This window comes from Floricoccus tropicus, assembly GCF_001832905.1.
Taxonomy (GTDB): Bacteria; Bacillota; Bacilli; order Lactobacillales; family Streptococcaceae; genus Floricoccus; species Floricoccus tropicus.
This window is the reverse complement of record NZ_MKIR01000016.1, coordinates 1-7,937: the sequence shown is the minus strand read 5'-3', so window position 1 is coordinate 7,937 and position 7,937 is coordinate 1. Positions and strand designations below refer to the sequence as shown.

Genomic DNA, 7,937 nt, shown 5'->3' with positions numbered 1-7,937 from the left:
CAACTGATAAATCATTTAAAAATTTTATTAAGTCTTCTTTACAATATTTATTATTGAAAATATTAGATACAATATCTTCATCAAAGTATCGCTTAAATATTTCAATAGAAAAATTATTATCGTAAAACGACGAAAAATTATCTATTTCAGTTAAAATTAAATTTATCATTAAAAGACAATCTTTTATTAAAATATCATCTCTTTTTTTGTTTACGTCATAAACAACTCTTATTAAACTTTTTATTTCTTCAATATTCTTAGCCTTATCTAATCTCATAAGTCTTGACATAAAAATAAGTGGTTCACGATTACGAGTTCTAGAATAAGGAAAAATCATTTGTTCTGCAGATTTCAAACCCAGCATTTCATTATTTAACCAATAATGAAATAAATATTTATCTATATTATTTGCAGATTCTAAGTTAACCATTAATTCTTTATTTTCTTCTTCACTAAGGTCTTCAAACCTATAGTCAAGAAGGCTTTGATCACTTATATTTTCTTGGTTAAAAATTTTTTCATTCCAGTTTTTTTCTCTAATCCAGTGATTATTATCAAACCAAATTTTTTTATCTCTAAATTCCTTTAATTCTTTAAATTCATCATTTGTAATTGGATCAAATAATTTTTCAGACATAATATTATTAAGAAATAATAAATCCATACTATCATCGGAAGAAGCATTTATATTTAAAAATCCTTCAATAACTGAATCATTTTGCAAAAGAACACCTAATTTTGTGTATTTTGTACCACTTGCTTCATTTGAATGAAATAAATGTGAAAAGTGAAATTTATTTGAATCACTATCTATAGTTGTATTCAAATTATTTATAACCCTAAAATATTTATTAAGTATTAACAAATATGTACCATAAACTCTATAGAAAAAGTTTGGTAGGGGCATAATTTCATGACTATTATTTAAGTAATCATTCATTGAAGAAATTAATGGTCTAAAATTTATTATTCTAAAATAATCTCTTATTATAGGAAAATTTTTGAGAAAAGGATATACAAACCACTGAGTATTTGCAACTAAATCCCTATTTAAAAATAGCTCTGATATATCAAAATTTAATAATTTCCTAACATCAGATATATGTCCCCAAAAAACGAAGTCACTGAAATGAAGAATTCTCTGTGTTTTTGGGTTTAATATGGTTATTGGATAATCAAAAATTTTAGGGATATTAACATTAATATCAATAATATTATCTTTATAATCAATTTTATTTGGATCATTATTTATATACTTTTCAATTTTATTTAAATGCTCCAAAGCTCTATCTGTCCTACATTTTAAGATGAACACGTCATTTGGTAAAATATCTAATGCTGCCTGAAATTGCATAGCTTGACGCATATAATTGATTGAATTTGTTCTATTTATTTCAACTCTATTTTCAATTGAATCAATTTCTATTATCTTAATATTCTGTGCGATTATTTTATCTCTAAGTGAATTGAATTTATCTATGTCATTACTCCATGTACTCAAAATAATACCTTCGATTACACCGTGATCTCTCATCTTCACTAACTTTTTCAGTACAAGAATAAGTTCAAGCTCATCTCTTATGGCACCACAAACAACACACCATGTTTTCATGCATACTCCTTCTTTTTCTAACCAAGATTAGTTTTAAAGTTTTCCAACTCTTCTGGCGTACCTAGTGGAATAAAATATTGTGAACTGATAATTACGGGTTTAATAATTTTATTGCTATCAATTAAATTATTATATAAGGGTGCTATGTAAATTTCACCATATTTTTGTTTTATATCGTTACTTGATTCATTGAATGCTTTGATATAATCACTAGCTTTATCAAAATAATATAAACCAACAGAACCTAAACTAGAAATCGGAATTTTTTCTGCCATTTCAATAATTTTATTTTCATCATCATCAATTTTTGCAAAAGACCAATGAGAACCCTTAGCATCAAAAAGCATAACTGAACCATCATTTGAAACAATTTCAGATTTCAAAACATTTTTAGGATCAATATGAGTATCAATATTGTAAATCAAAACACCCTCATCATCATCAATATTAGTCATAACTTTCATCACAGTATCTGCTTGACCATCAGTCATCTCTTCAAGTACAAATATTTTGTAATCTTTAATACCTAAACTATTTATTTCTTTTCTTAAATATGCTGAAGAGTAATTATTTTTCCTTACTATAAAGTAAAAAGTTTCATCAAAAAAATCTGACAAAGAACTTATGGACCAATTAAATAGTGATTTACCCCCGACTTGAATTTCATGTTTTGGACATTTATAACCAACTTTTTTAAAGCGACTTCCTTGTCCAGCCATTGTTATAATAACTTTCATTTTCCCTCCCTATAGTATGGTGACAATAATTTCATTGCCTGACCATACATTATTTTTTGTCTCTCAGGATAGTCTGCATGAAGCGGAATCATACTTAAAAAGAGTGTGCCTTCAATCAATCTGACTTGGTCTAAATTATATCTTTCAGAAATTTTATCAATTAATAAATTAGTTATTTGATTTTGAAGTTCTGACTTGTTTATGGAATAATTAAAGCCATTATCTTCAATTTCAGTTATAGTAAAATCATCATTAATTATATGGTCATATGAACCATCAAAACTATGTAGTATTTTTGCTATATCATATAACTCATCTCCATATATATCATATGTCCCAAATTTGCCTCTAGGATCTATTAGTTTAATAAGTTGACTATCAACATCATAAAGAATATTACTTATACAATAATCTCCATGAATTATCTTTGCCTCTCTATTTTCTAAGATTCCAAACTGTTCAAATTTCGAAGATAAATCTTTAATAATTTCATTTAACGAAGGATAGACTATCTCATTTATTATAACGTCTTCATTTAAAAATTTTTTAAAATAATCATTTTCCATTAATTTTTTATGACGAGCCATAGTTTTATCTATGTAAATTGATTTTAAATCATTTACAGACAACTTAATATTTTTAGGACTTGCTATACTCATCTCATCTTTGACAAAAAACAATTTTGAAATTATTTTTTTCCATTCATTTAATTCTAATCTACCAAATATGTACAAATTATGCAAAGTTTCATATGGATAATATTCCATACTCACAAATGGTGCTTGAGAATCAATAGAATAAGTATATATCCTAGGAATCATATATTGTAATTCATTTGGAATTTTTATATACCATAAAATCTCTCCAATAAATTTTTCAACATCCTTACTTCTTTTTGTCAAGATACCTCTTTTGGTATCAATATCAATTTCATTAAAATATCTCGCTTTAACAATTTTTTTTGTCTCAAGATATTCATATTCGTGACCAAAATCCCACCAATTAGTCGTATTAACTAAGCTCATAGGTATGAAACTGTTATATTTCTCAATAATATCGTAAAAAGAATGGTGATTAATATTATTATTATCGTTTCTATATTTTTCAATAATATTCAAAAGCAAGTATGCATCTGAAAATTTGAAAACCCCTGCAACTAAATTTTCATTCTTATCAGCAGAAATTGATTCCTTATCGATAAAAATCAATTTATTTTTGTCTTTAACTACGCTTGTCCATGGTGCATATTTATCTCTTTTTCCGACAATTATATAATCATTTAAAGTTCTTTGAGGTAAGTCATCAATGATAGTGTCTCCAAAATTAACAACAAAAGAAAAATTTCCTTCACAGATATTAATTATTCTACTCAGTGATTGGTAAATTACTTCTAAAATACTATCACTTTTTTTATAAGACAAAAGTACTTCATTATATAATTTATGATTAATAATATCTAATTCGTGATTTTCAGAAGATTCATTAGCGATAAATATACTTGATCTCGTGCTATATTGTTCTAATAAGTAATTCTTAATATTTGTATTTTTGAATGGTAAATCAAGAGGATAGATTTCCCCAAAACGGTTGCTCATATCTGAGGATATCTTTTTCGTATTTAGAATTAGAGCTATTTCCATGGTTCACCCTCAATTTTCTCTAAAATTTCATTCTCTGTTAAATTAAGAAATTCACTTGGCCTTATAGCTCTGTCATCAACATAAAATCCCGTTTTCCCACACCATGGTTTTCCAACATATAATTCATCATAAGGAATATCCCATTTATTCAACCATTCTATTATAGTGGGTAGGGTGTCAATATTTATTTTTCCAATATTTTTCTTATGAGTATTCATTTGTCGAGCGGTTTGGAGTATTATCTGATAACCTTTAGACTTATATTGACGCATCATTTCAACAACTTCAGAATATGGTTCCAAATCAATATAGTTTTTTGTACCCTTTTTTTCGCAAATTGTGTTATCAATATCCATTACAATTGCTTTCATAAGTTCTCCTTTAAAATAAAATTATTTTTTCTTTTTTTGTATCACATTAACATAACGTTTTGCATCATCAGAAATGCGTGAAGGTGAATCATCCGTATCAGACTCCCATGGATATAATCCATTCTCATCTTTTGAATAATTTGATAAGTCTTCCTCCTCTTCGATTTTTTTTCTATATCTTATAATTCCTACTACTACGCTTATAAAAGCAATTAATACTAATATTAATCTAACTAAAACTATTGAATATTTAATTAATCCAAGAGGCTTCAATTTATATCATTCCTTTCTTAAATATTAATAAGTAATTTATTAAACCAGACAAGAAATGCTCAGCATCATCAATTCTCATGCGGAATCTATCATGTCGACAATAAAAGCCATTTTCAATTACAGAAGGGTATTTAAAGAACATAGCAAACTCAGGCAGCATAACACCAGAAGTGATTTCATGAAACGCTCTGTAATCTGTAACATCACGAATCTTTTTCTTAGCTCGTAAATATTCATCTTCAGTAGCAAAGACTTCATCTCTTTTGTCAAAAGATTCAAGTTTGTCCATCATCTTATTTGCTGCACAAAGTAATTCTAACATTGTTGGATAAGCAGAATCTCTTTTTTGTATAAATTCTAAATTATCCATCGCATTTCTTACACCAAACTTGTAGTATTCAACATCTTGTTCAAATTTAAGAAATTCATTTACAGCGTAGCTAAGCCAATGATCATGATATTTTTCATAATGATTTTCTACAAATGAGTCCATTAATTTCTTACAAAACTCAAAAATTTCCTCATCCTTCATAAGTTCGTATGCTCTCAAGGTAGCAAATAAAGCTTCACCATCATAATAAACAATGCGGAACTTCTCTTTAATAGACAGGTTCTCTTTTAACACATGTATTGTTTTATTATCAGTACCAATAAAATGTTTTTCTATTGATTTAATAAATTGCTTCATTTTTTCAAAATAAAAATTATCATTAGAAATTTGAGAATATTTTGCAAGTGCTAATATTATCATAGCTTGAGCACCTAACTTATACTCTACACCATCTTTCAATTGCTCTTTTACAAAAATACTTCCATCTTCTTTTGTATCAACTAAATTTTCAAGTCCCCAGTCCAGTCCAAGTTTTACATCTTTCAATACTTTTTCATTTGGAAAATGTTCTACAGATTCTGCGAGAGCGTATAATGAAGAAAAATGTCTAACAGTATTATAGGCAGATAAAGTTCTGCCATAAGCAGGGAAGTAACCATATACAAATTTTCCGTTTTCAAGTAATTGATTATCAAGATATTTAGTACCCTTTAATATGACATCATAAAGTTCATTAGGAAAATTTTCTTCATTAATTTCTCTTACTTGGTTTCCATTTCCATAATCCTCAAGCTCATAAAAATTATTTCCATCATAATATACAGCATAAGTATTGAAAATATATATATCTTCTTTTTTAAAATATGAGATTGAGTCATCCCTTTTTCCATATTTTCTTTTTGTGTATCCCAAGATATTATGTTCATCTAAATCTAAGTTTGGGTTATTAACTCCGACACGATGATTATCATCAGGAACAAACAATGCATTGGCTACTATTTCTTCTTTAATGAAAAGTCTTTTTTTATTTCCCGATGTTCTAAAGCCAAATTCTTCATAATTGTTTCTTGGTACATCTTTTAAAATATTTTGTAATTCATCGTAGCTAACTTTATTCTCATTAGTCACTAGATCCAATCTTATATTTGTATATCTAGAAGGTAATTTCCTAATAAACTGTTCAACCTTTATCCAGTTTCTTTTTAGATTTCCTAAATAGAATTCTTTCACTATTGCTCTTTCATTTGTATCACAATAACTGACAACAACAATCGAATTATCTTCAGTATTTTTTTCTATAAATAAATTTTGAATTTCGTCTAATACACTTGCATTAATTAATACCATACGTACCTCAAATCTAATATTTTTTTATTTTACTATAATAACTATTATATCACATATTGTGATATTTCTAATCAAATAATAATAAGTTTTATGACTGAATTTAAATTTAAAAAATGAATTCAACTACCCATTAGTGGGGTTTGTGTTAGATTATTATACATTATAAACTTAACTCTACAAAAACAAACTAAAATTAAATACTATTAAACGTTTTGTAATAAAAATACAATTTAAAACCAGCACTAGATAATTTATCATAATGCAAGAAAATACATATAAAGTTTATTTAATAGAAAAATTATATAAATAAGAGATTTTTTTGTTAAAAATCATAAACTTTTAAAACTTCTGGTGAGTACGGTTCAACATATATTTTCCTTATTTTTTCTGATGTCAATACTCTATATCATCATTAGCATTGACATCAGAAAATTGATTTGGAGCAAATCTCCACCATTTTGATTCCATTAATTGATCAATTATATCCTTGTCAAATCTATACTTAATTATTTTTGCAGGTATACCTCCAACAACAGCATAGGTGGAACATTCTTTGTAACAATAGCTCCTGCAGCAACCACAGCACCACCAACAACCGTTATAACACTTGATACAAAAGATACATCTTGACCAATCCATACATCATTTCCAATGATTAAAGGGAGTTTTTTATAATTATCATCTGGTATTGGATTGAAATTAGAAGAATTATCAATATTGAATTGATCTCTTGGCCTATTATTAAATTCATATGTTATGTTTGAAGTAGTAAATCTTGATAAAGGGTGATTTCTACCCAATATTTTAAATTTGTTGCAATAGACGAGTACCTAGCAACTATAGTATTTGTAGGTAAATTACTTCTAGAATATGAAAACGAACCCATAGTATATAAATGATTGCTTTGAGCAAAAGTTGTATATGGTTCAATTACAGCCTTTAAATTCATTTCTAAATTATCTAAATTTAATCTTAGTCTATCATAGGCGGTGCTGAAACTTGTATATACACTTTTATCTAATAATGTTTGTTTTGTATCAGGAGTATATTTAATAATTTTCCTATTGTAATCAATTTGATAATTAATATCTCTTTGAAAAAAATTGTTTCTCTTATTTCTTTCATAACATCCTACCTTTAACTTGTAATACAGATCATAAATAACTTTGTTTTGTACTATTAATGGATAATATTTGTTTAGAAAATGTAAACAACAAAAAAAGAACCCTAAATAGATTTATGAGAATTATACTCATATCTCTAAATTTAGAGTTCTTTTTATTTTATGTCAAGATTTGAAAGTAATTAAAAGACTATATCTTACTCTTCATCTTCTCTTTTCTTTCTCTTGAATCCGAACAATCCTGCAAGACCAGCTAAGCCTACGCCGATAATGCCAGCTGCTTGTCCATTTTCTTCACCTGTCTTAGGTAATGAACCTTTGCCTTTATTGATTGTTCCTGTTCCATGACTTCCAGTTCCATGATTTCCTTTTCCACCATTTGGATCTTTGTCGTGTCCATTGTGTCCGTGGTTACCATGATCTGAGTCGCTATCGCTATCTGAGTCTGAATCGCTGTCGCTATCTGAGTCTGAATCGCTGTCGCTGTCGCTATCTGAGTCTGA

At 27.3% G+C, this 7,937-nt stretch carries 8 protein-coding genes; all 8 read right to left on the bottom strand.

Going from position 1 to position 7,937, the window contains the following annotated elements; all coding sequences use genetic code 11:
- Positions 1–1,612, bottom strand: a 1,612-nt coding sequence (locus tag BG261_RS05820; protein WP_075201843.1) for a hypothetical protein, incomplete at its 3' end; no start/stop codon positions are given.
- Positions 1,613–1,629: 17 nt separating this feature from the next.
- Positions 1,630–2,349: a sugar phosphate nucleotidyltransferase gene (locus BG261_RS05815; protein WP_070792210.1), complete on the bottom strand. Its 720-nt coding sequence runs from the start codon at positions 2,347–2,349 to the stop codon at positions 1,630–1,632.
- Positions 2,346–3,989 carry a hypothetical protein gene (locus BG261_RS05810; protein ID WP_070792209.1) on the bottom strand — a complete coding sequence of 548 codons (1,644 nt, stop codon included), beginning with the start codon at positions 3,987–3,989 and terminating at the stop codon, positions 2,346–2,348. Before BG261_RS05810 ends, BG261_RS05815 begins: the two co-directional genes overlap by 4 nt.
- Positions 3,980–4,360, bottom strand: coding sequence for an HAD family hydrolase (locus tag BG261_RS05805; RefSeq protein WP_070792208.1), 381 nt, complete (start codon positions 4,358–4,360; stop codon positions 3,980–3,982). The genes BG261_RS05810 and BG261_RS05805 overlap by 10 nt, the downstream gene beginning before the upstream one ends.
- A 21-nt stretch (positions 4,361–4,381) precedes the next feature.
- Entirely contained in the window at positions 4,382–4,633 is a 252-nt protein-coding gene (locus tag BG261_RS05800; protein WP_099098642.1) for a hypothetical protein, read from the bottom strand.
- A gap of 1 nt (position 4,634) precedes the next feature.
- Positions 4,635–6,311: a hypothetical protein gene (locus BG261_RS05795; protein WP_070792207.1), complete on the bottom strand. Its 1,677-nt coding sequence runs from the start codon at positions 6,309–6,311 to the stop codon at positions 4,635–4,637.
- Between the two features lie 506 nt (positions 6,312–6,817).
- Positions 6,818–7,111 carry an LbetaH domain-containing protein gene (locus tag BG261_RS11260; protein WP_083318285.1) on the bottom strand — a complete coding sequence of 98 codons (294 nt, stop codon included), beginning with the start codon at positions 7,109–7,111 and terminating at the stop codon, positions 6,818–6,820.
- 520 nt (positions 7,112–7,631) lie between these two features.
- Positions 7,632–7,937: LPXTG cell wall anchor domain-containing protein (locus BG261_RS05785; RefSeq protein WP_143603369.1), on the bottom strand; the 306-nt coding region annotated here is incomplete at its 5' end.